The 22,275-nt window shown below is 43.4% G+C and carries 19 protein-coding genes; 8 read left to right on the forward strand and 11 right to left on the reverse strand.

All coding sequences use genetic code 11. The features are described from left to right. The first annotated feature begins 386 nt into the window (after positions 1-386). The 4 genes from glnA to glnG all read left to right on the forward strand — a co-directional run bounded on the left by glnA (position 387) and on the right by glnG (position 5,178). Positions 387-1,793 (forward strand): glutamate--ammonia ligase, encoded by a 1,407-nt coding sequence (gene glnA / locus ACYQ2C_RS05600; protein ID WP_460047247.1) that lies wholly within the window; start codon positions 387-389, stop codon positions 1,791-1,793. A 206-nt stretch (positions 1,794-1,999) separates the two neighbouring features. Further along, on the forward strand, positions 2,000-2,530 hold the full coding sequence (locus ACYQ2C_RS05605) for a DUF4124 domain-containing protein (protein WP_460100469.1): 531 nt from the start codon (positions 2,000-2,002) through the stop codon (positions 2,528-2,530). A 145-nt stretch (positions 2,531-2,675) separates the two neighbouring features. Beyond that, positions 2,676-3,752, forward strand: coding sequence for a nitrogen regulation protein NR(II) (gene glnL, locus ACYQ2C_RS05610; protein WP_460047245.1), 1,077 nt, complete (start codon positions 2,676-2,678; stop codon positions 3,750-3,752). Next, positions 3,736-5,178, forward strand: a complete 1,443-nt coding sequence (gene glnG / locus ACYQ2C_RS05615) for a nitrogen regulation protein NR(I) (protein WP_460047244.1) — start codon at positions 3,736-3,738, stop codon at positions 5,176-5,178. Before glnL ends, glnG begins: the two co-directional genes overlap by 17 nt. A gap of 72 nt (positions 5,179-5,250) precedes the next feature. Here glnG and ACYQ2C_RS05620 read toward each other — a convergent pair whose 3' ends face one another. From ACYQ2C_RS05620 to ACYQ2C_RS05635, 4 genes are all read right to left on the reverse strand, one after another. Further along, positions 5,251-5,505, reverse strand: coding sequence for a hypothetical protein (locus ACYQ2C_RS05620; RefSeq protein ID WP_460100464.1), 255 nt, complete (start codon positions 5,503-5,505; stop codon positions 5,251-5,253). A gap of 183 nt (positions 5,506-5,688) precedes the next feature. Further along, positions 5,689-6,207: a protein-export chaperone SecB gene (secB, locus tag ACYQ2C_RS05625; RefSeq protein ID WP_460100461.1), complete on the reverse strand. Its 519-nt coding sequence runs from the start codon at positions 6,205-6,207 to the stop codon at positions 5,689-5,691. Between the two features lie 144 nt (positions 6,208-6,351). Beyond that, on the reverse strand, positions 6,352-6,612 hold the full coding sequence (grxC, locus tag ACYQ2C_RS05630; RefSeq protein ID WP_460047241.1) for a glutaredoxin 3: 261 nt from the start codon (positions 6,610-6,612) through the stop codon (positions 6,352-6,354). A 12-nt stretch (positions 6,613-6,624) separates the two neighbouring features. After that, on the reverse strand, positions 6,625-7,032 hold the full coding sequence (locus ACYQ2C_RS05635; RefSeq protein WP_460047240.1) for a rhodanese-like domain-containing protein: 408 nt from the start codon (positions 7,030-7,032) through the stop codon (positions 6,625-6,627). Positions 7,033-7,374: 342 nt separating this feature from the next. Between ACYQ2C_RS05635 and ACYQ2C_RS05640 the strand changes: the two genes are divergently transcribed. From ACYQ2C_RS05640 to ACYQ2C_RS05655, 4 genes are all read left to right on the forward strand, one after another. After that, complete coding sequence (locus ACYQ2C_RS05640; RefSeq protein WP_460100457.1) at positions 7,375-8,532, forward strand: murein hydrolase activator EnvC family protein; 1,158 nt, start codon at positions 7,375-7,377, stop codon at positions 8,530-8,532. A gap of 255 nt (positions 8,533-8,787) precedes the next feature. Continuing rightward, entirely contained in the window at positions 8,788-10,116 is a 1,329-nt protein-coding gene (locus tag ACYQ2C_RS05645; RefSeq protein ID WP_460100454.1) for a S41 family peptidase, read from the forward strand. Positions 10,117-10,369: 253 nt separating this feature from the next. After that, entirely contained in the window at positions 10,370-11,149 is a 780-nt protein-coding gene (locus ACYQ2C_RS05650) for a divergent polysaccharide deacetylase family protein (protein ID WP_460100452.1), read from the forward strand. A 327-nt stretch (positions 11,150-11,476) separates the two neighbouring features. Next, positions 11,477-11,701 (forward strand): DUF6316 family protein, encoded by a 225-nt coding sequence (locus ACYQ2C_RS05655; RefSeq protein WP_460047236.1) that lies wholly within the window; start codon positions 11,477-11,479, stop codon positions 11,699-11,701. Positions 11,702-11,827: 126 nt separating this feature from the next. Here the strand turns inward: ACYQ2C_RS05655 and hisF are convergent, their stop codons facing one another. The 7 genes from hisF to ACYQ2C_RS05690 all read right to left on the reverse strand — a co-directional run bounded on the left by hisF (position 11,828) and on the right by ACYQ2C_RS05690 (position 20,562). Then, positions 11,828-12,601, reverse strand: a complete 774-nt coding sequence (gene hisF / locus ACYQ2C_RS05660) for an imidazole glycerol phosphate synthase subunit HisF (RefSeq protein WP_460100449.1) — start codon at positions 12,599-12,601, stop codon at positions 11,828-11,830. 257 nt (positions 12,602-12,858) lie between these two features. Beyond that, positions 12,859-13,818: a GGDEF domain-containing protein gene (locus ACYQ2C_RS05665; protein ID WP_460115644.1), complete on the reverse strand. Its 960-nt coding sequence runs from the start codon at positions 13,816-13,818 to the stop codon at positions 12,859-12,861. Positions 13,819-14,544: 726 nt separating this feature from the next. Beyond that, positions 14,545-15,192 (reverse strand): imidazole glycerol phosphate synthase subunit HisH, encoded by a 648-nt coding sequence (gene hisH, locus ACYQ2C_RS05670; protein ID WP_460100445.1) that lies wholly within the window; start codon positions 15,190-15,192, stop codon positions 14,545-14,547. 82 nt (positions 15,193-15,274) lie between these two features. Next, on the reverse strand, positions 15,275-15,868 hold the full coding sequence (gene hisB / locus ACYQ2C_RS05675; protein WP_460047232.1) for an imidazoleglycerol-phosphate dehydratase HisB: 594 nt from the start codon (positions 15,866-15,868) through the stop codon (positions 15,275-15,277). A 379-nt stretch (positions 15,869-16,247) separates the two neighbouring features. Further along, positions 16,248-17,084, reverse strand: a complete 837-nt coding sequence (locus tag ACYQ2C_RS05680) for a pirin family protein (RefSeq protein WP_460100441.1) — start codon at positions 17,082-17,084, stop codon at positions 16,248-16,250. A 225-nt stretch (positions 17,085-17,309) separates the two neighbouring features. Further along, the gene (locus tag ACYQ2C_RS05685; protein ID WP_460100438.1) at positions 17,310-18,287 is read right to left on the reverse strand and encodes a glutathione S-transferase family protein; all 978 of its coding nucleotides are present in this window, start codon (positions 18,285-18,287) and stop codon (positions 17,310-17,312) included. Positions 18,288-18,948: 661 nt separating this feature from the next. Further along, positions 18,949-20,562, reverse strand: coding sequence for a di-heme oxidoredictase family protein (locus tag ACYQ2C_RS05690; RefSeq protein ID WP_460100435.1), 1,614 nt, complete (start codon positions 20,560-20,562; stop codon positions 18,949-18,951). Positions 20,563-22,275 lie beyond the last annotated feature (1,713 nt).

Below are 22,275 nucleotides of genomic sequence, written 5' to 3' on the forward strand. Positions count from 1 at the left end.
GATCAGAATTTGACAATTATAAGGCAATGAATTGATTTACACACATTCCAACGGAAGCCAATGACATGTAGCATAGGCAGCCTCGGAAACTATGCTTAAGTCTCTAGCGCACCACATTGATGCCGCGGCACCAAAATTAAGCATAATATTGTTTGATATAACTTCTATCTCTATCTGCCAAGTCAATGGCTGCGGCATCTTAATAATGTTCAGCTTTGATAAAATCTATGGCATATTGATTGCTTCATAATGATGCACTAATAACCAGCCGGTTGATTTTGTGCACATCCAAGAGCAGTTTATCAACCACGAGCATTGGGCTAAATGCGCTAATTCAGCCTATGAACTCTTCACACCTATTCTGGCGCAGCCATTTTGGAGGAAACATGTCAGAGCAGACTCTGAACTTAATAAAAGACAACGAAGTTAAGTGGGTTGACCTACGCTTCACCGACACCAAAGGTAAAGAACAACACGTAACTATTCCTTCATTTGAAGTTAAAGACGACTTCTTTACCGAAGGTAAAATGTTCGACGGTTCTTCTATCGCCGGCTGGAAAGGCATTAACGAGTCTGACATGATTTTGATGCCGGACGATAGCACTAGCTTCCTTGATCCGTTCACTGACGAAGCAACTGTTGTTATCCGCTGCAACATCGTTGAGCCTTCAACTGGCGAAGGTTACAACCGTGACCCACGCTCTATTGCAATGCGCGCCGAAGAATACTTGAAGTCTACTGGTTTAGGTGACACCGCTTTCTTTGGTCCAGAACCAGAATTCTTCATCTTTGATGACATCAAGTGGGGCGCAGACATGTCTGGCGCTTTCTACAAAATCAGCTCTGAAGAAGCCGCTTGGGAATCTGGTCGCGAAATGATCGATGGTAACATGGGTCACCGTCCAGGCGTTAAAGGTGGTTACTTCCCAGTTCCTCCAGTAGATTCACTACACGACATCCGTGGTGCAATGTGTAACGCTGCAGAAGCTATGGGCTTGGTGATCGAAGTTCACCACCACGAAGTAGGTACTGCTGGTCAGTGTGAAATCGGCGTTGGCGCCAACACCCTAACCAAGAAAGCTGACGAAGTTCAAATCCTTAAGTATGCCGTACACAACGTTGCTGCTGCTTATGGCAAAACTGCGACCTTCATGCCTAAGCCACTTGTTGGCGACAACGGTAGCGGCATGCACGTTCACCAATCTTTCGTTAAAGATGGCGTGAACCAATTCGCTGGCGATACCTACGCAGGCCTTTCTGAAACTGCTCTTTTCTACATCGGCGGTATCATCAAGCACGCTAAAGCATTGAACGCTTTCTGTAACGCTTCTACCAACTCTTACAAGCGTTTGGTTCCAGGCTACGAAGCTCCAGTGATCCTTGCTTACTCTGCACGTAACCGCTCTGCTTCTATTCGTATTCCTTACGTTGCTAGCACCAAAGGTCGTCGTATCGAGACTCGCTTCCCAGACTCTACCGCTAACCCATACTTGGCGTTCGCAGCATTGTTGATGGCCGGTCTTGACGGTGTTATCAACAAGATTCACCCTGGAGATTCAGCAGATAAAGACCTTTACGATCTTCCTCCAGAAGAGTTGGCAGAATACCCAACCGTATGCTCTTCATTAGAAGAAGCACTTTCTAATCTTGACGCTGACCGTGAGTTCTTAAAAGCAGGTGGTGTATTCGATGACGACATGATCGATGCATACATTTCGCTTAAGAAAGAAGAAGTTGAGATGTTGAACATGACAACTCACCCGATCGAATTCTCTATGTACTACAGCGTGTAATCACTGCTTTAGTTTTCGAGAAAACGCTCAAAAGCCCTGGCATACGCCGGGGCTTTTTTGTTTGCAAGATTTTTAAATTAAGCCGCGAACAGATCACAAACTTAGCGTGTCAAATACACTAATCTACGAGTCTAACGATACAAATACACAGTAACTTGGTGTATTTGCTATTGGTGAGAGATGTTAGTTATTGGATAACCATTACCATGAGCCATCAAAAAACATCCGCAGCAATCTTCACTGCACTTCTTGCAGTTGTTACCCAACCGCTGTCTGCACAGGACATCTACAAAACCGTCGATGAAAACGGCAATGTCACCTATTCAGACAGCCCGGTCAAAGAGAACTCCAAGAAACTAGATCTACCCGAGATAAACTCTCAACCATCACCTAATCCCGAAACAGCACCACGCTTTTTTAAAGCCGACGAAAAAACCAAACCCATTAAGTATGCACTCAAGATCAATGAGCCAATCCACGATCAGGCCATCCCGCCCGGCCAACGCGACGTAGCGATTATCGCTGAAATAGACCCAATTCCTACAGAGGACGACATAACCTACACCTTACTGGTCGACGGCTCAGCTACCGACACAGCCGAATTGCCTAGCTTTCTCATTAAGGAACCTCTACGCGGCAGTCACGACATTCAAATTCAGGCTAAACAAGACAAGAAAGTCATTGCAACCTCAAAGAGCATCACCATTCACGTGATTCGGCCAACTGTTGCAAATTAGGGCGAAAATAGATCTATATTGACTTAAAAGTCACTGACTCTTGATAACCTCTTAGAAAAGAAGAGAATATTGCATCTAGGGCGTGCACTCTTCTGGTTCTATTTTTGCTTTAAAACTGCCATTTGATTGAACTCAGTTCCCATTCATGACGCTCGAAACCAACTACAAACAGCTTCTAGACAGCCTGAACACAGCGGTAGCCGTGGTGGACGCAGAACTTAAGATCCTGTATCTCAACCCTAGCGCCGAAGCCTTGATGGAGATTTCTCGTGCACGAGTATTGGGCACAGAAATCCAAAACTATTTTACCGAAACCGAAACTGCACTATCAGCGCTCAAAGAAGCCGTTGCTCTGCAAAGCCAATACACCAAAAGGCGCGCTAAATGGCGTTTACACAACGGCCAAGACCTTACTATCGATTACACGGTAACCGCGTTGACCGATCAACATGCGGCGACCATTGAAATTCAACCACTGGATCGCTTACTGAGAATTAGCCGTGAAGAAGCCGTTGTTTCGGCCCAAGAAACCACTAAGAATTTAATTCGCGGCCTCGCTCATGAGATTAAAAACCCTCTTGGAGGGATTAGAGGAGCTGCTCAACTGCTTGCGCGGGAACTGCCCAACGAAGAACTGAGTGAGTACACCGACGTTATCATCGATGAAGCAGATCGATTACGAAATCTGGTCGATAGAATGCTCGGCCCTCGGCAATTGCCCAACCTCCAAGATTTAAATGTGCACGAAATCATTGAACGTGTCGCAACGTTAATTTCCGCCGAAAGCCGCGGAAAAGTGCACTTAAAACGAGACTACGATCCGAGTATTCCCAATTTACCGGCCGATCGCGAGCTGCTCATTCAGGCCTTGCTGAACATCATTCGTAACGCACTGCAAGCCCTTACGGAGTCAGAGACTCGCGCGCCAGAAATTATCCTTCGCACCCGAATTCAACGGCAATTTACCATCGGCCGAGAAAACTATCCGCTGGTTTGCCGGATTGATGTTCAAGACAACGGCCCAGGTATTCCACCAGAAATTATCGGCGATATCTTCTATCCCATGATTTCGGGCCGTCCCGAAGGCACTGGGCTTGGACTTGCTATATCGCAGCAACTGATTAATCAACACAACGGCTTGGTAGAATGTGAAAGCCAGCCGGGCCGCACCCTATTTTCGATTTACTTACCAATGGAAGCGCACCATGCAGAAACCAAATAACGTCTGGATTATCGACGACGACAAATCAATTCGTTGGGTGCTAGAGAAGTCTTTGCAGCAAGCAGGAATCGAAACTACGTGCTATGAATCTGGTGACCTCGCCTTGAGCGCCATTGCAGCCGGTAAACTGCCAGACGCTATCTTGAGCGATATCAGAATGCCTGGCATCGACGGCCTAGCCATGCTCGAAAATATCCATATCAAACACCCAAATCTACCCATCATCATCATGACGGCGCACTCAGATCTAGACAGCGCCGTAGCAGCCTATCAAAGCGGAGCTTTTGAGTATCTGCCAAAACCATTCGATGTTGATGAAGCCTTAGCGGTAACTCGCCGAGCACTCGCTCATGCCGAAGAGCAAACCCAGCACTTCGACGAAGCCGCGTCACCTCGAGAAACTCAAAACCAGGGCGATATCATCGGTGAAGCTCCTGCTATGCAGGAAGTGTTTCGCGCCATTGGTCGCCTGTCGCAATCAAACATCACGGTACTTATCAACGGTGAATCAGGTACTGGTAAAGAACTGGTTGCCCGGGCACTGCACGAGCACAGCCCTCGCCGCCACCAACCATTTATTGCTTTGAACATGGCGGCAATTCCTCGCGACTTGATTGAATCGGAGTTGTTTGGCCACGAAAAGGGCGCATTCACCGGTGCCGGCGGCCAACGCCAAGGGCGTTTTGAGCAAGCAAACGGCGGCACTTTATTTTTAGATGAAATCGGCGACATGCCATCTGATACTCAGACACGTTTATTACGCGTATTGGCCGATGGCGAATTCTATCGTGTTGGCGGTCACACACCGGTTAAGGTAGATGTACGAATCATTGCCGCAACCCACCAAAATCTTGAAGAACTGGTCTCGGAAAATCGTTTCCGCGAAGATCTTTTCCACAGACTTAACGTTATTCGTATACACATACCTAAGCTTTCTGATCGTCGCGAAGACATTCCAAAACTGGCTAAACATTTTTTCCAGAAAGCCGCTGCCGAACTTGGTGTAGAACCCAAAGTGCTACTTACCGAAACAGAGAAGTATCTGTGCAACATTGCTTGGCCCGGCAACGTGCGTCAGCTAGAAAACACCTGTCGCTGGATCACCGTAATGGCCTCAGGCAGAGAAGTACACGTACAAGACTTGCCGCCGGAGTTGATGGATCAAACCCACGAAGTTGAACCATCTGGCGACTGGAACAAGGCCTTACGCCACTGGGCAGACCAAGCCTTGGCCCGCGGCCAAAGCGATATATTGTCGGAAGCGGTACCTATTTTTGAACGTGCACTGATTGAAACCGCCTTAAAACACACCGCTGGTCGGAAGCGCGACGCCGCCAATTTATTGGGCTGGGGTCGTAACACCCTAACTCGAAAGTTGAAAGAACTCGGCATGGTCGACAGCGGCGACGATTCCGGCGACGACTAACAAAACTCGCCCTCTCTGGTTGGCAATATTTAAATCAGAGGGGGCGACTCTTCATACACTTACCAATAAGCCCTAGTCGCCACCACCATCGCCATCTCCACCACCAATGGACCAACTCGACTCAGAATCACTTGAGCGTCCAGAATATCCATTAGATCGAGAACCTAAACTCGGTACTCGCACCACAAGGGCGACAAGCAACACAATTATCAAGATACCAAAAATAACCGGAGCATAGCCGTGTTCGACGGGGTTTGGAGACAATAAATCGATTTTGTACCAGCTCAACGCAGTTGTAATTAGCGCAACTACCACTGACAAACGCATACATCCCTCCGAGAATATTCCTATTCGTAAGTGCGTTTATACAATATCGTTTACCCAAAAGTGATCAGGTAGAGTACAGAATCTCAGATGAGAGCGTTCAAAAGAAAGGCTTTAAATAGGTTTGGCGGGAGTAAGAAGTGAAAACAAGCTTACGAGACTAGCTCGCAAGCTCATTCTTAAAGATTAGTTTACGGTTGGAGCTTCTTCAGCGGCACCCGCTTTGCCCTGAGCCTGCTCTTGAGCACGTTGTAATGCTTGAGCAAACAAAGCATCGAAGTTAACTGGCGGCAACATCAATGCAGGGAAACTGCCTTTGGTAACCACACCGTCGATTGCTTCGCGAGCATAAGGGAAAAGAATTTGAGGACATGCGGTGTTTAGTGCATGTGCCAAATGCTGACCTTCTAAGCCTGCAATAGTGAAAGCACCACCTTGCTGAACTTCAACTAAAAAAGCAGTTTCTTCTTCGATCTTAACGGTAATGGTTAAAGTAAGAACCACTTCGTAAAGATTCTCGTCGATTTTGCTCGACTTAGTATTCAATTCTTGATGAATTGATGGTTTCCATTGTTTACGGAATGCATGAGCACCAAGAGGAGCTTCAAAGGAAAGATCTTTAATATAAATTCGCTGGATTGCAAATTGTACTTTTTGTTCAGAGCCTTCTGAATTCGCTTGCCCTGCGGTTTGTTCTTCTGCCATGGTACTGCCTTAGTCTTGAGTGAAAATATTAAAAGAACACGCGAATTATCTAATCCATGTGTCCAGCGGTTTAGATTATAAATACATTTGATGACATTGGGGGCCTAAGGCATCAATTCAACCCCCTAAGCGTATTTTAAACGATCAACTCGCCTCAGCTAATACACCGTCAAGCTCACCTGTAGACTCCAAATGATATAGATCGTCACAGCCGCCAATATGACGTTTGCCGATCCAAATTTGAGGAACACTGGTGCGACCCGCTTTTTTGGTCATTTCTTGACGCAAGTGTCGATTGTTATCGACAGCGATCTCTTTGAACTCGATACCTTTGTGCTTTAAAAGGTGCTTTGCACGAATGCAATACGGACAAAAGCGCGTGGTATAGATGACTACTTCCGGCATACTACCTCCCAATTACTTAACAACGGGTAATTTCTGATTTTGCCACTCGGCCATTCCGCCTTCGAGCCGACAAACTTGACGACCTGCTTTCATTAATTCGCGACCAACACTTCCTGTGTGGGTGCCTAATTTATCTACCAAGATAACGATCTTATCCGATTGGGCTTCAATTTGAGATAAATTGTCTTTCACTTTTGTATAGGGGATATTTATCGCGTTGGCGATATGACCAGCTTTGAATTCTTTTGGCTCACGCAAATCGATCAAAACAGCGCTATCGTTGTTAATCATTCGCGTAACCTCGTGGGTAGAGACACCTCGACCACTGCGGCGCTTTTCATTCCAAAAATAAAGCACGATCAAAGCCGCCAAAACACTTACAAGTAGCCACTGTTCGGTAGCAAACGTCAATATATCCACAAAAAAACCCTGCGTTCAGTTTCAAGTAATCAGTCTAGAGGAAACTCTAATCAACCTAGAGTTTCTAGCGACACAAGCGAGTGTCGTCGATTTCTATTACGATAAGTAATTGAAATTAAGGAGAAATTAGAAATCGCATATGCAATTTCTACCCTCAAATTAAATCAAAGCCGAGTTAATTTGAGAATCCTAGAGGCTCAATCTGCCCGATTTAGCCCATTCAAAGGCGGGCAAGTATACACCAATAGGTTTTGATCGCAGAATTGACTCTTATAATTGCCTAGAATAAACACCTGAATTTTGCACAGACCGTCGCTTAAAACCGAAAATATCCGGAAACCTATGATTAAAACACTCTTAATTGTAACTAGCATTCTATTTCTCTCAATCTCAAGTTTCAGTGGCTCGACATACGCCCAAACTGCGGACGAGCGTGAATACCAAGCCAAGTTGAAAGAGCTGAAAGCCAATATTGACGCGCTGAAAGCCCAAATGAAGGACATAAAAAACTCCAAAAACAGTCTGGAGAACGAGCTTGAGGCCAACGAGAAAGAAATCAGTGAGCTGAACGATAAAGCCAAACAAATCGAAACGGAGCTTAGCAAAGAAAAAAAGCAACTAGCGCTGCTCCGTGAGCAGCGCCAAAAACTGCAAGGCTTGAAGCTCAACCAACAAACCAGCGCATCGCACGAGATTGCGACAGCCTATAAACTTGGCCAACAGAGCCAGTTAAAAACGCTACTGAACCAAGAAGACAGTGCGCTGAGTGCGCGTATGCTTAAATATCATCAATACATTGTGAGTTCACGATCGGAAAAGATTGCCGAACTGAGCAATACTATCGATTCGCTTGAGGCAATTGATCGAGAAATTTCTGTTAAAACTCAACAATTTGAGCAACAACAACAACGACTTAACGAACAAAAACGATCGCTAGAACTTGTCTCACAGAAACGCAAACAAACCTTAGCCATGTTGCAAAAACAGCTAGTCGATCAAGACACGAGACTGAACAATCTTTTAAAAGAAAAAAACCAACTTGAAAGCCTCATAAACGAAGTTGCGACCTTAATTGCTGCCATTCCTACGCCCAACGATCACACACCATTTGCCAAGCAAACTGGCAAATTAAGCTGGCCGGTCAAAGGAAAAATTCAAAACAGCTTTGGTAGCTCAAAAGCTCAGGGTAGGTTGACTTGGGACGGAGTACTCATCGCTGCGAGCGAGGGCAGTGAGGTGAAGTCTATTCATGGCGGAAGAGTGGTATTCTCTGACTGGTTTAAAGGCCTTGGAATGTTGATGATCGTTGATCACGGGTCGGGATACTTGAGCCTGTACGGCCATAATCAAACATTGTTTAAAGACGTTGGTGACTGGATTTCCTCTGGCGAAGTCATTGCTCTAGCCGGTACTTCGGGAGGACAAACAACCAGCGGTGTTTATTTTGAAATTCGTCATAACGGCAAACCCGAAAACCCATCAAAGTGGTGCCGTGGGTAAAATCACGCAACTTTAGCGAGCTAGAACACACTAAGTAACGCCTTGACCCTACTGAAAATCAGTCAAGATATGCTAGATTGCTTGAACGCAAAGTTTATTAATAGAATGAACCTTTCAGAACAATTCATCCGACCTAGGTATTTGAAAGTTATTTGAAAATACACCGTCAGAAGCTGGGTCTTACCTGTCTTTGGTGATGATCGTTAATTCGTCCAACTTGAAGTACTTTTATTTTTTTATTTTCAGGAGCTTTACATGAATCTTCGTTTTCTACCCATCGCCTTACTAGCCTTTGCGGCCTCAGGGTGGTCTCAAGAAGAAAGTGACTCTCCTGAAGCACAACTCCCCCTCGACGATCTGCGCACCTTCACACGGGTCTACACCCATATTCGCAATGCTTACGTTGAAGAAATCAGCGATAAAGAACTGCTCGAATACGCCATTAAAGGCATGCTAAGTGAGCTCGATCCTCACTCGAACTATCTAGACGCCGCTTCATTCGACAGCCTTCAGGTTAATACAACCGGCGAGTATGGTGGCTTAGGGATTGAAGTGGGAACAGAGCGCGGTTTCGTAAAGGTCATCGCACCCATCGATGACACCCCGGCATCAAAAGCTGGTATTCAATCCGGCGATTTAATTATCGCCATCGATGATAAATCCGTAAAAGGTCTTTCGTTAGATGAAGCCATTGAGCTTATGCGCGGCCCTATTGGCACAGATGTGATTATTTCGGTGGTTCGCGAAGGCGTGGACAAACCCTTCGATGTAACTCTTACCCGCGCGACAGTGACCGTGCGCAGTGTTCGATCCAGCATTGTAGAACCAGGGTTTGGCTACCTGCGCATTGCCCAATTCCAAGTCAAGACTGGCGATGAGGTTCTGAAAGAAATCAAAAAACTCAAAGATCAAGACACAGAGCTAAAAGGACTCGTTCTTGATTTACGCAATAACCCCGGCGGCATATTGCAGTCTTCGGTTCAGGTCGCCGATGCCTTTTTAGAAGAAGGCTTAGTGGTTTATACCAAAGGCCGCATCGAAAACGCCGATATTGAATACCGAGCGAATCCTGGTGATGAAATCAAAGGAATTCCACTAGTGGTATTAATTAATTCGGGCTCGGCTTCTGCGTCTGAAATTGTTGCCGGTGCGCTGCAAGACCATGGTCGCGCCATCATCATGGGTACCGACAGTTTTGGTAAGGGCTCGGTGCAGACCGTTTTACCAATTACCGATGATCGAGCCATTAAGCTGACAACGGCTTTGTACTTCACGCCAAATGGCCGCTCCATTCAAGCGCAAGGCATTGTTCCAGATATCACCGTTGAGCGCGCAGAGATTAAAGCTTTCAACAGCCAAATCTTTACTGAAGCTGATTTACAAGGTCATTTAGACAACGCCAATGGTGGTGAAGTAAGCGATTCAAAGACTCGGGAAGAAAAATCTAAATCTGCTCCAAGTCTTGCCGAAAGTGACAACCAACTGTTTGAAGCGATTAGCCTTTTGAAAGGCCTGAGTATCTTCAACAAGCAGAACAAACCGGAATCGGAAACCCCAGAAACCGCTACCAAAGAAGCTATTTAAGTCGTCTCTGCAAAGCCAGTTGCAAACTGGCTTTTTTTAGCTAAGTTTTATATAAGCGCCACCGCAATTAGATCTACGCGCCTAAAACAACCACTGCCAATGATTGTGTTTATGTCTTGAAGAAATGGACACAATGATTTCTTCTTGGAAAAGTGGTTACGTACCAAAGCATCATTATCTAAATCGTTAAGATTTAAACCACTAAAAATTTAAGATGATGAATGCCAATGCTCAAACATAAGTGATAAAGCCTATGAGTCTACTTATGCAAACCATCAAACGGGCTTTGTATTTTGCTGCATTGGTTTCTTTGTTTTTAAGTCACTCCAGTTTTGCCGAAAAAGCCAAAATAATTTTGATTATCGACGACCTAGGCTACGACCTAGATACCGGTATTCAGTTTGCTGACCTCAACCCAAACATTACTCTCTCGATACTGCCATTCAGCCCTCACGGACAGCAAATTTCTCGATACGGCTCAAACAACGGCAATGATATTTTATTGCACTCGCCAATGGCGCCAAATAGCCCCAAACCGATCGAGAAATCAGTATTGCATCTGGGAATGGATAAACTCGCTCTTAAAACTCAATTACGAGCGCAATTAAACTGGCTGCCAGAAGCTGTAGGTGTAAACAACCACATGGGCAGTGCCCTAACACGTGATGCGCTGGCAATGAATTGGGTCATGCAAGAATTGAAGCTCAGAGATTTGTTTTTTGTGGATAGTAGAACAACGGCTGAGAGTATTGCCTGGCGTATGGCACATAACTATCGTGTCCCTAGCTGGAAACGCGATATCTTTTTAGATAATACTCGCGATGAAAAAGCTATAACTGACCAATTACAGAAATTGATCAAAAAATCTCAAGATAAAGGATTCGCAATTGGTATTGGCCATCCGTATCCCGAAACCTTAGCGGTTTTAACTCAGTTTTTTCGCTCGTTGGAATCTACACAATTGAGCTTGATAAAACCGAGCGAATTGACAATGACGCAAACTGTGGTCGCAACGACGCTCGAAAGAGATTAACAGCGATAGATTGAACTGTTATTAAGAATTACAATTATTAGACTCAAATTTGATAGATAGATCTGTTGTTAGAAGTCAATCATCAAGTAGACGTATACATCTGAGTCTAAATGGTTCTTTTTTGTACTTTGATGTCTATGCTACACTTTACTGTAACATCTAACAGCATCGTGCAAAGAAATTTTGTAGACAGATGGGTTCCGCCACAGCGAAACCCTACAATAAACGACTTCATGGAATGAACAGCACGGTAATGCTCAGATACCACCCAAACTTGGGTATCGCATAAACCTGCTCAAATAATTAGGTTAATTGAGGATATTAACAATGAGTAACCAACGCACCGGAGAACTAGGCGGCACACCTTCTCGCAGCGATCGCGTTTTTCAAAAGAACGAGTACTTTTACTACCGCACTCGTGAAGGTATTGATATAGGCCCTTTTGATTCTGCCGAAGACGCTTGTCGTGGCGTTCAAGATTTTATGGAGTTTTTGCAGGCCGACCCGCACTCAGCAGAAACACTCCAACAATACTCTTCAAAAGTAGCCTAAGTCTTAGCTAACGGCTTAAGTCTTAGCTAACGGCTTAAGCCCTAGCTAGCAGCAAGCGCGAGCACCCCGGCTCGCGCCATCAAAAAAATCAGCAAACCACTTCAAATCGGTTATACATTAACCCCTTCAAATACGCATATTAATGCCTTGATTGGCCATGAACCGCTTGGCCTCTTCGATTGTGTACTCACCAAAATGGAAAATACTTGCCGCCAACACTGCATCTGCTTTTCCTTCAGTTACACCATCGGCCAAGTGCTGCAAATTACCAACACCGCCGGACGCGATCAAAGGTACAGAAACTCGCTCGCTCATATTGCGAGTCAGTTCTAAATCGAACCCATTTTTAGTGCCGTCTCTATCCATACTGGTTAGCAGGATTTCTCCGGCGCCGTTAGCAACCATTCTTTCAGACCACTCAAGAGCATCGATACCCGTCGGTTTACGACCACCGTGAGTAAAGATTTCCCAGCGAGGGCGACCATCAATATCGTCTACCCGCTTAGCATCAATGGCCACCACAATGCATTGTGAGCCAAATCGATCGGCTGCTTCTTTAACAAAATCGGGGTTTTGTACTGCGGCGGAGTTGATTCCAACTTTATCGGCACCGCAATTAAGTAGGTTTCGAATATCAGCGACGGTTCTCACCCCACCGCCAACGGTTAGTGGAATGAAGACTTCCGCCGCGATTTTTTCGACGGTCGCGTAGGTAGTGTCACGACCTTCGTGAGATGCGGTGATATCCAAAAACGTAATTTCGTCAGCACCTTCTCGGTTGTAGCGCTTAGCCACTTCTACCGGATCGCCAGCGTCACGGATATCCACAAATTTAACGCCTTTAACCACACGGCCATTATCAACATCCAAACACGGGATAATGCGTTTTGCCAAAGCCATGACACTAACTCCAACTGAGAAAAGGGAGCATTTTACACCGACTCAAAATAATTGCAGCACGAACCCCCAAGACCTTGAATATCAAAGAGTAATTCGGGGCGATGTAATTTTAGGATTTTAAAAAAAGAGATTCATTGAAAGGTTCAGTAGGCCAACCAAAGAAATTGGCCCATGAGTTTAGATAACTTAAACCGAAAAAGTAAAACCAACTCAAAAAAAGAAAAACCGGAACAAAAGACAGTTAGAACAGAGAAAAATTAATCTTCGTCGGCGGGATCAATTGGTGTGAGGCAACTCAATCCGCTAGGAGCCTGGGATTTATCGGCATACATTCTCATATCGGCGACGGTTTTTAGGTCTTCTAACGTGTGACCATCAATTGGCCAAACCGCAATACCAATACTGATATCGATATCAACCTTTTTACCGCCAGCAACGGTCATTGGCGCACGAGTCGCTAAACGCAATCGACGGGTTAATGATTGTTTTTGAGATTCGTCCAAGGCCTCTCGAATCACAACTAAAAACTCGTCACCGCCAATACGGCTGATGTATTCACCACCGCGTAATTTAGAGCGGAGACGTCTGGCAAATTCAATGAGAACCTGATCGCCGACCGAATGGCCGTTTTCATCATTCACTTTCTTGAAGCGATCAAAATCGATGAATACAACACTGAAACCGGTGCCATCACGAGCGCTTTGCGCTTGTATTTTACGCAGCTGAAAATCGATAAATCGTAAATTAGGAAACTGAGTTAATGGATCGAGATGAGCGAGTTGTCGAAGTTTGCGCTCGGCTACCTTAGAGCGAGAAACATCGTGCAATATTAAAAATACACCTGCGACTTCACCACCAGCAATACGAATGGGATAACAGCTGTAATCGAAGAATTTATTACGCGCTTCTTTAACAGTAATGGATTGATTGGATTTTACAGTAGCACCATCTAGACACTGATCGATTGCGGGAAGCAAATGATCTTCGTAATCTAACTCTTCAATAAGAAGATGAATACCAACATTGTTTCTTGGAAGGTTGCAACGAATAAGTAAATCGGTAAAAAGTTTATTACCCGATAGGCATACAGAGGCACTATCCAGCAACACAAAATAGTCGCGAGGATCACCGTCAAATACGGACAACATCTCCTGAAATTTATGGTGCAGGTGAGACACCAATAAATCGACGTTGGATGAGCCTTGCAAGCTTGTCATCAATCCCCCAAAACAGGCCTGTTCATTGTTGCGTTTAAAACGGTAATGTCACCGCAAATCGGCCTTGTATCAATATGTTCTCAAAATGCTTAATTTAAAAACATTACATACTGTTACAAGACAAGTATTTTCGTATTACTAATATTCAAAGATTTAATATGCACCCTAATAGCCTAGGCTAAAATCATTTTACATTTCATCAACGCAACATTTTTATCAACCGGAACAGCTCGGTTATTCAAGATACTTGAATCTCAGTTATTAATAAGCGTGACTGAATGCAATTAGGGACGCGCAAGGATAATGCGATTAGCATTTTAAATAATTGCGCTTGTGCAAACTTTTTACCGAATAAAGCCAAAATAGTTAATTTTTTACAATTTTGACTTTTTATTTAGTGCAACTAGCAATGAAATAATCCCTGCTTGTATTTTTTGATCATTAAAAACCGCTTTAATGAACATTCTAAAAACAATTTATTATTGATTATTCAAAAGCTCGGCCACACAAAAAATGACTCTTTACGAATTTTTAAACACACAAAAAAATATTTCGTGAGTAAGTTTCGCACAAAAATGATTTGAATAGGAAATACAAATCCCGCCAAAAATACGCATTTAAAGACGATTCTGTTATAGATTTTCGAGTTTTATACTATCTGATTTTTTAAAAACTCGAAAATCCAACAAAAGAATAAAGAGATAGAGCCGTTAGATGGTTTATCAATTAAAAACCGTTCCAGCGACAAAAATTTGACAGTAATTGCAGCCCGTTATCGTGGCTTTTTTCGGGGTGAAATTGCGTAGCAAACAAGTTATTGCGCGCAACTGCTGAAGTAAATTTTTTTCCGTACTCAGTGACGCCAGCGGTTAAGCTTGTATCGGCAGGCTCACAAAAATAACTGTGTACAAAATAAAATTGCGCGCCCGAAGCAATGTTTTCCCACAAAGGGTGATTTATAGCCTGTGTAACATTGTTCCAGCCCATGTGCGGTACTTTTAATTTATCGCCCGACTCATCCAGCAAGTCTTCACCGAAGTAACGCACCGACCCAGAAATCAAATCCATGCACCGGGTTCCGCCATTCTCTTCGCTATTAGAAAACAACAACTGCATGCCCACGCAAATACCCAGCACTGGCTTGCCACTGGCAATACAACGTGCAACTAACCCATCAAAACCCAGACGAGAAACCTCATGCATGCAATCACGCACCGCGCCAACACCCGGAAATACAATACGATCGGCTTTTTCGATCACATCTGGATCACTGGTGATCCGCACGATTGCGCTCTTATCAACATGTTCCAAGGCACTTGCAACTGAATGTAAATTGCCCATTCCATAATCGCAAATTGCAATGGTGTTAGACATACAAACCTCGATAGATCAGTAACCAGAGCCCTTTCGAGCTCTGTCATTTAAGAAAGAAGCAACCGCTATAAACTCGCGTCGACTATAAAGTGCCCTTGGTGGATGGCATACGGTCACCCATGCGAACGTCGAACTCAAGAGCCATTCTTAATGCTCGTCCAAACGCCTTAAAAACCGTTTCGATCTGGTGATGGGCATTGTCACCTCGCAAACAATCAATGTGCATGGTGACTTGGGCATGATTGACAAAGCCGTGGAAGAACTCGGAAAACAACTCGGTATCGAACTTACCGACTCGCTTTTGAGTAAAAGGAATGTTGAGAATTAAACCAGGCCGCCCAGAGAAATCGATAACCACTCTAGACAGAGCTTCATCCAAAGGAACATATGCATGTCCGTAGCGACGAATACCTTTTTTAGAGCCTACCGCTTGCGCTATTGCTTGACCAATTGTAATACCGATGTCCTCCACTGAGTGGTGATCATCGATATGAATATCGCCTTCGCAGCTTACCGACAAATCGATGAGTCCATGACGGGCTATCTGATCCATCATGTGCTCTAAAAACGGAACACCGGTATCAAATGTACTTTTACCTGTGCCGTCTAGGTTTACCTCGACCTTAATCTTGGTTTCTAGGGTATCGCGGGCTACCGTAGCGATTCTGTCTGACATAGTCACTCCTCAAATCAAGTTGGCGATTATAAGGCTCGGCGCGCAGTCACACCAGCCCGAGGCAAAACCACAACCATAGGTGATACTTCTCATATCTCTGAGGGTGTTTTTAAGAGGGTGTTTTTAATTAGAAGCGCCAGCAGTCAATCGAAGCGGCCATGCTCAAAAGAACCGCAATTGACTGGCAGCCATTAAGGACGTTAACTCACCCAATGCCGATACCATTGGGAATAACCAGCTGTAAGAGGAACCATAAAATAGGAAGTTTCAAATGAGTTAACAACAAAGAAAGGCAGCTCGCCAAACCTCTGATTAACTCGGTAATTCATCAGAAGTTTGGTCAAAGAGCATTGATCAAAGAGTGTTAAATCAGCGGGACCTACATTCTGCCGAAAGCGCCTTGCTGAAAATCGTTGAAGGCTTGTTGCAATTCGGCGCGAGTATTCATCACAAAAGGCCCGTAACGTTCGATAGGTTCTTCCAGCTTAGCAGCAGCTAACAATAGTGCACCGTTACCTGAAGCGTTATCAATCCCAGTACACTTAATAAGGTCGCCCACCGATAATATCGCGAGATTGCCAGCCTTAATTGTCACACCTTCTATAGTAAATTCTCCTTTATACACGTATAAAAGAGCCGAATGCAGCTCAGGCAATTCGAGCTGAAAATCGTCACCATTTAACCGTAAATCTAATAAAAACGGATTGGTTGCAATATCTTTAGCGACACCAATAACACCACCAACCTCACCGGCTAGCACACGAACAACGCTTTTTTCAGATAACTGAAGCTCGGGAATTTGTGCGGAGGTGAATTCCTGGTAGCGTGGCTCACGCATTTTTTCGGTAGATTTTAGATTTACCCAAATTTGGAATCCCCACAATCGACCCTCGGTTTGCTCGGGCATTTCTGAGTGCAAAATGCCCTTGCCCGCGGTCATCCACTGTAAACCACCGGTTTCGATCACACCTTCGTTGCCGCAGCTGTCTCTGTGACGCATTTTACCTTCCAGCATATAGGTTACCGTCTCGAAGCCACGATGGGGATGTGGAGGGAAACCGCCAATATAATCCGCAGCATCGTCGGAACGAATTTCATCGAGCAACAAGAAGGGATCTAATTGCGGTAAATAACCAGAACCAATGCTGCGATTAATCTTTACACCATCGCCATCTTGGCTGGGTTGAGCAGGTACAACTTTCGCGACTTTTCGCATATTACACTCGAATTAAACCAGAATTTGTGAGCAAGAATTAAATTGAAAATCCCGTTGAAATTAGAATTCCCAAACACACATCTTTGCCGTCAACTTCAAAAAACATTAGATATTTAAAATTGTATCGTCACTGAAATTCGTATCGCTAATTTCTAGCCTCTGTTCAAATCGCTGAGCAATTAATCAGAGATCAAAAATAGCGAGAACTGGAACTGCTTTAATGAACTACAAATGGTCGCGCTGATGAGCAGCCTTTAAATTAAGCTCGGGCCCAGCAGGAACAATACCTGTAGGATTAATTGTTTTATGGCTAAAATAATAGTGACGTTTAATGTGTTCCATATCTACCGTCTCGCTAATACCAGGATACTGATAAAGCTCGCGCAAATAACCCGACATATTCGGATAATCCGCTATTCGACGTAAATTACATTTAAAATGACCAACGTAGACCGAATCGAAACGAACCAGCGTTGTGAATAATCGCCAATCCGCTTCGGTAAGTTGACTACCGGTTAAATAACGGTGTTTCGCTAAACGTTTTTCAATATCGTCTAACGTTTTAAACAATGCATTAAACGCTTCTTCGTACGCCTCTTGCGTGGTCGCAAATCCGGCACGATAAACGCCATTATTTACCGTCTCATAAATAACGCCGTTTAATTCATTAATGGAATCTTGCAATTGCGCTGGATAAAAATCCAATTCGTTGCCGGTAATGTGATTAAACGCCGAGTTAAAAATTCGAATAATATCGGCCGACTCATTATTAACGATGGTGTTGGTTTTTTTATCCCACAATACAGGCACTGTTACTCGACCTGTGTAGGTTGGATCAGCACGGGTGTATATTTGATGCATAAAATCGTAGTTAAACAGGTCGTCACCCTGGGCCGAGCCAAGGCGATCAAAAGTCCAACCGTCATTTAACATGTCTGGATGAACGGTAGAAACAGAAATAATATCTTCTAGTTGTTTTAGTTTTCGGAAAATTAGCGCTCGGTTTGCCCAAGGACATGCCAGAGCAACGTACAAATGATAGCGGCCAGCTTCGGCTTTAAAACCACCGCTACCGGTTGGCCCAGGCTCGCCATCGGGGGTAATCCAGCTTCGAAAACCGGCTCGTTCGCGAACAAATGCGCCACCGCTTTTTTGGGTGTCATACCACTTGTCTTGCCATTTACCTTCAACTAAAAGACCCATAACTGCTCCAATATTGTAGTTTTAATGGCAAACGATCCTAACTACAGTCAAAAGCGGTAGACAGCTAGCAGTTTTAAGAGAGATGTTCGAATATTTTGACACTATTGGAATCCACGATTAACTCCTCCATGATTTAATCAAAGTGCGAACATTGAAAATATCAATTTCCGTCTTTTCACGATTTTGATCACCTACTGTTATTACAGTCGGCCACTGGTCTTTATTCTGCGTAGAATTCGATATTAACCCACAAAATGAAGCTTCATTTTTTTATTCAAAAACAAAATAAATATTCAATTCTTTCGCACCACGAATATTTAGGTGCCTACGATTAACTGGCTGTTGATTCAATCAGAACTCAAAAATTACACGCCTTCGTGCAATGTGATAAAACCTCAATCCTTTATCTCTATATCTGCTCTCGATTGATAACACAGTTATACAGACAGAAACCCTCGTTAATTAGCATCTCCTTTAAACCGCAAACTTTCTCCATCATTCAATAAAGAATTAAGCGAATAACTCAGATTTAAAAAAAGAAAACAACAACGCCCGAGTCACTTCGGGCATTTATTATTTAATTGAAATTAAATAATAACGCATAAAAAAACGGGCCTTAAAAGGCCCGTTTTTTTTCGCTATCCGATCAGTAAATCTAAACTTAGATTTCTTCTGGAGTGCGTAGTGATTTCAAGAATGCAATCACTTTAGCTTGGTCTTCATTAGTCAAGCCACGGAAAGATTCACGTTGAGTGAATGCTTCACCGTCGTGCTGAAGAATCGCTTCATGCAAAGTTGGAGCGCGACCATCGTGCAAGTAAGGAGCAGTATCCGCTACACCCCAAAGACGTGCAGTGATGAAGCTACCGTTTGCAGTATCAGAAGCACCAGACGCTTTCTCTTCTAGACGTGGACCCATGTAGTGAACTTTAAGGTCAGAGAACGCAGGAACGGTGATACCACCACGGTTGTTCTCAACAAAGCCTAGAGTAGTCATGTCAACTTCATAGAACTTAGTTTCTGGAGTGAAGATTTCTAAACCAGGCATAAATTCTGGGAAGTGGTAAGAAAGAATTTTGTCTTTAGACTGTAGTTTTGGCTTGTGACAATCAACACAGCCGATGTCTTTGAACAAAGTCTTACCGCGTTTGGCTTCTTTGCTTAACTCCATTTCGAAAGGAGGTGGAGTAGTGGTGTTAAAGATAGCCAATGCAGACATTTGGCCGATGGTGATTTCGTTGATGTAACCGTCGCCATCGTGGTCTTCTTCGCCGAATACTTCTTCAGCTTCGATACCGTGGTGGAAATGCATCGCATCACAGTCGAATTCACGTGTCGTTACACGAGTTGCTTTACGACCGAATGGACGGATGATCAAGTCTGGACCAACACCTTCTACTTGAGAAACGTCTAAGTGAAGAACGGTACCGTCTTCAGTGTCTGCCCACTGATCAGGAATGTTGTGTGGCTCACCGAAGATTGGATCGCCGATCGCAAGGCTAGTACCTTCTGGGTTACAAGCATGCGCGTAACGCAAATCGCGTTGTTCTTCAACGATAGCTACCGCTTCAGGAGTAGCAGCGTGCTCTTCCCAACGAATTTTACCAAAGCTTACGCCGTGAGTTTTAAGGTCAAAGAAAACACCTGGGTTGTTCTTCGCACGCTTTTTGATCTTTTGAAGATCTTTGGTCATTTCCATCGCAACCAACTCAAGACCACCAGAACCGAATACGAAAGGTGGGTTGATTGGACGACCGTCAACACGAGCGAAACCGTTACCAGCTTCGTCAGCGATGTCGAAGTTAGTGGTTGCCAATACGTGGTTAGAAACACCACCCACACCACCAACGGTGAAGCGAGTTGGAATAACCGCAGCACTACCAACAGCGTGACATTCCAAACACGACTGTGAATCGCCACCGTTCGCACGACGTGGGAATGGGAAAGGCAAATCATCGTTTGGTTGAACGTATGATGGACGACCACCGAAGGTAGCTTTAGTTGCTTGGTTTAACGGACCGTCACCTAAACCGTCGTATGTATTGAACGGAGTAGAGAACATTTGCATACCTTGCTGAGAAATGATGTCTAGCGGGAAGTCGCCAGAAGCAATTTCTTCTTGAGTAATGCTAACGGTGTTATTTGGACCTTCCCCTGGAGCAGGTAGTAGAGAAGGGTTGGTTGGGTCAACAGGCTCAGCTGCGAAAGCAAAAGTTGATGTCATAGACACAACAGCTGCCAGCGCTTTTATTTTTAATTTCTTAGAGGCTAACATGGCATGATCCTTTAAAATATTCCTTTACGTTGCAAGTTGGCTCTTATTTTTAAGCCACGCAAAGCATAACAGAGGATCAAAAATAGACAGGCGTTATGTAGATTAATAAATGTAAATAAGCGTCTGAATTAATGTTAAAAATTGTTTAATATTAAAATAATGTCATTTTCGTAGAATTTTTCTTAACTAAACCACCCTGAACAATTTCATATTTTTGATTAAAATCAAGATACAAAATCGAATTATTCAATAAATAACAACTCATCAAATTACACATTTCCACGAATAATCTTCAAAGAAATACCATTGCAATATGGAATATCGCTATTAATGTTATATGTTCAAAAAATCATTAATCGAGATAAATATTTTGTTTACATATTCCATTAACGTCTTCTTAAACTTGTAAATTCCCTACAAATATCGCCTCACCCTAAATTATAAAATTACGCCAAAACAGCTGAGCTTATCTCAGTATTGAACTCAAGTATTCAAAAACACCCTATTTTCACAGCTTCTTAATAACGGCTTCCGTATATTAGCTAAGATTCACGCTGTAAGAATGCGTATATCAAAACCTATATCAAAAATTATTACGCTCTTAAACAAAAACCAAAAGATGTCTGCGTGGAATTTTTAATTCGATTAAATTGCCGCTCAAAGCGACCTAATTTTTCTCTCGAAATTAAAATTAACGATCTTCTTATTTAAAAAATTTCATTAAATTTTTATTTAATTGATTGAGAAATAGTTTTTACAAAAATCGATTTAAACGATTATAGAAAAAATTAAAAAAAATAATGAGCAGTAAAATATTTTTAGCGATTAAATTTTAAAAAGAGCAAAAATTTCTAAAAAAACAAAGAAAGTGACATCAAAAATTGAAACGATATTTACGTAGGTTAAAAATGCGTTAAGCAAAAACTGTTGGATTAGGCAATAAAAATTATAGGGTTTTAATAACTAAAATAATTACTACAGCTCTGTTATTTAGAAGGGAATTTATAAAAGAAATAAAATAAGACAGGGTCTCAACAACCCAATGACGACATTATAATCAATCGAACAGAAAAAGCTATCACTGTGATCATATTTTATGTGCGTCTTTAAAAATAACGACGGCTCGGATGAATCAAAGTGAGTAAATCCGCCATCCCTTGCATCTAACCAAGACCGAAGAGTCTATGCAGGGAAGCATGTTTTTTAGTCACCAACGCTTATTCGGTTCTACATAGCCAAAAACATTAATCTGATTTTTCGGTAATAACTGGACATGCAAGCGATTACGCAGCATTAGCCGCCAGAAATACATCTCACCTTCTGCCCAACTCCGAATGCAATAAATAATTTAGGAAACTCTGATTAACCTAGAGTTTCTCGCGACACAGGATGTGTCGCCAATTTCAAGAGCCGTGAGTGATTGAAATTGTGAAGAAATTGAGAATCGCATTTTCAATTTCTGTCCTCTGATTAAATCATGGATGAGTTAATCAGAGGTTCCTTTAGTTTCGATTACTGTAAAAACACCAAACTCGATCGCACTGGTTGTACGCATAATTCGATTGAGGCTCTTCACAGAGTTAAGCGTCTAACGGAAGGGCTTGTTTAGTTGGCATTGGCTTTTTTAGCTGGATTTGACTTGTCTAATTAGAGTTGGAGATGCGTCGCCAATTCACCAACAATAATTACTGGTGAATTGTTTATGGTTGCAAT

It is taken from the genome of Sessilibacter sp. MAH3, assembly GCF_054658275.1.

What these genes read in the sequence shown, in the direction of transcription:
- ACYQ2C_RS05655 (WP_460047236.1), top strand. Translation starts at nt 11,477, where the DNA reads ATGAGTAACCAACGCACCGGAGAACTAGGCGGCACACCTTCTCGCAGC.
- ACYQ2C_RS05680 (WP_460100441.1), bottom strand. Translation starts at nt 17,084, where the DNA reads ATGCGAAAAGTCGCGAAAGTTGTACCTGCTCAACCCAGCCAAGATGGC.
- ACYQ2C_RS05645 (WP_460100454.1), top strand. Translation starts at nt 8,788, where the DNA reads ATGAATCTTCGTTTTCTACCCATCGCCTTACTAGCCTTTGCGGCCTCA.
- ACYQ2C_RS05620 (WP_460100464.1), bottom strand. Translation starts at nt 5,505, where the DNA reads ATGCGTTTGTCAGTGGTAGTTGCGCTAATTACAACTGCGTTGAGCTGG.
- grxC (WP_460047241.1), bottom strand. Translation starts at nt 6,612, where the DNA reads ATGCCGGAAGTAGTCATCTATACCACGCGCTTTTGTCCGTATTGCATT.
- hisF (WP_460100449.1), bottom strand. Translation starts at nt 12,601, where the DNA reads ATGGCTTTGGCAAAACGCATTATCCCGTGTTTGGATGTTGATAATGGC.
- glnG (WP_460047244.1), top strand. Translation starts at nt 3,736, where the DNA reads ATGCAGAAACCAAATAACGTCTGGATTATCGACGACGACAAATCAATT.
- hisH (WP_460100445.1), bottom strand. Translation starts at nt 15,192, where the DNA reads ATGTCTAACACCATTGCAATTTGCGATTATGGAATGGGCAATTTACAT.
- hisB (WP_460047232.1), bottom strand. Translation starts at nt 15,868, where the DNA reads ATGTCAGACAGAATCGCTACGGTAGCCCGCGATACCCTAGAAACCAAG.
- secB (WP_460100461.1), bottom strand. Translation starts at nt 6,207, where the DNA reads ATGGCAGAAGAACAAACCGCAGGGCAAGCGAATTCAGAAGGCTCTGAA.
- ACYQ2C_RS05690 (WP_460100435.1), bottom strand. Translation starts at nt 20,562, where the DNA reads ATGTTAGCCTCTAAGAAATTAAAAATAAAAGCGCTGGCAGCTGTTGTG.
- ACYQ2C_RS05685 (WP_460100438.1), bottom strand. Translation starts at nt 18,287, where the DNA reads ATGGGTCTTTTAGTTGAAGGTAAATGGCAAGACAAGTGGTATGACACC.
- ACYQ2C_RS05665 (WP_460115644.1), bottom strand. Translation starts at nt 13,818, where the DNA reads ATGACAAGCTTGCAAGGCTCATCCAACGTCGATTTATTGGTGTCTCAC.
- glnA (WP_460047247.1), top strand. Translation starts at nt 387, where the DNA reads ATGTCAGAGCAGACTCTGAACTTAATAAAAGACAACGAAGTTAAGTGG.
- ACYQ2C_RS05650 (WP_460100452.1), top strand. Translation starts at nt 10,370, where the DNA reads ATGAGTCTACTTATGCAAACCATCAAACGGGCTTTGTATTTTGCTGCA.
- ACYQ2C_RS05605 (WP_460100469.1), top strand. Translation starts at nt 2,000, where the DNA reads ATGAGCCATCAAAAAACATCCGCAGCAATCTTCACTGCACTTCTTGCA.
- ACYQ2C_RS05640 (WP_460100457.1), top strand. Translation starts at nt 7,375, where the DNA reads ATGATTAAAACACTCTTAATTGTAACTAGCATTCTATTTCTCTCAATC.
- glnL (WP_460047245.1), top strand. Translation starts at nt 2,676, where the DNA reads ATGACGCTCGAAACCAACTACAAACAGCTTCTAGACAGCCTGAACACA.